The organism is Spirulina sp. 06S082 (assembly GCF_034932145.1).
Lineage (GTDB): Bacteria > Cyanobacteriota > Cyanobacteriia > Cyanobacteriales > Spirulinaceae > CCY15215.
The window spans coordinates 1-1,160 of the sequence record NZ_JAYGHV010000113.1; the positions used below are offsets into that span (position 1 = coordinate 1).

General features: G+C 32.7%; 1 protein-coding gene. It reads right to left on the reverse strand.

The genetic code is table 11. The features are described 5' to 3' along the window. Positions 1-15 precede the first annotated feature (15 nt). Positions 16-1,128, reverse strand: a complete 1,113-nt coding sequence (locus VB714_RS07365) for an IS630 family transposase (protein WP_323222637.1) — start codon at positions 1,126-1,128, stop codon at positions 16-18. Positions 1,129-1,160 lie beyond the last annotated feature (32 nt).

Sequence of the window (1,160 nt, forward strand, 5' to 3'; positions counted from 1 at the left end):
TAAGCTAAGACGCATCTACATTGCATTAATGGCATTGCCTTTATTTTTTATCTTTCTATTCCAATGAATTATTAATTCTCCTTCATTTAACAGTTTTCTTACTGTTTTTTCTAGCTCTTCTCTATTTTCAAACTCTCGATGTGCTATGTATTCTTTGGCTGAATGCCACACCAATTCTATAAGGTTATAATCTGGACTATAAGCCGGTAAATACTCTAATATAATATTCGGTAGTTCTGCTTCTATTTTTTCAATTATTTCTTTCTTCTTATGAAAACTTGCATTATCTAAAATTATCACGATTTTCGGACCTTTTTTCTCAAATTCTTCAGGATTATTCCCTTGGGATACCCATTCTTCTTTCAGATATTCGTTCAATTTTTTCAGTTGTTCATAAAATGTTTCACTATTTCCTTTTTTGATCACAAAACATACTCTTTTGCGATCGCTATATCTTAACCCTCCCATTATATTCACCCTCCCTCTTCTTCTTTGACCTTTCACCTTTTTTCTTTTTCCTTTCTTTGTCCAACTTCGCCTTCTTATCACTCTTAAACTAAAACCACATTCATCCCAAAACCACACCTGTATTGACTCTGGCTTTTCTTTTGCTAATTTCAAATACTCCGATAGCTTTTCTTTAAACTCTTTTCTTTTTTCCGGATTTTGTTTATCTTCCAAACTGTACTTTCCCCATATATACACATACTTTTTTGCTTTCAATATCCTCGCTATTTGAGATTTACTCAACAAAATTCCGGTTTCTTTTTCTAGATGTTCTGCTAATCTTTTGCCTGTCCATCTTCCAAATTCATATCCAAATTCTTTCGGTTCTTTGTCTACTACCTCCAATAATTTATTAATATATTCTTCTGTTGCTTTCGGTCTTTGTTTTTTTCTTCTACCATCCTCCAAACTGTCTAAATTATTCGGGTCTCCATGAACACACCAATAAGCCACTCTTCTTTGAGAACATCCTATAAATTCAGCTATTTCTTGATATGTTTTTCCATCGTTTAATAAGAGAAACATTAATATTCTTTCTCTTACCTCTGGTCTTTCTTCATTTCTCATCGCCTCTTGTAAATTTTTCTTTTCTTCTGGCGATAAACAGTTCTTGGCTGGCATTTTTTCTCTTTTCTCCAAATCTACTATCCTTA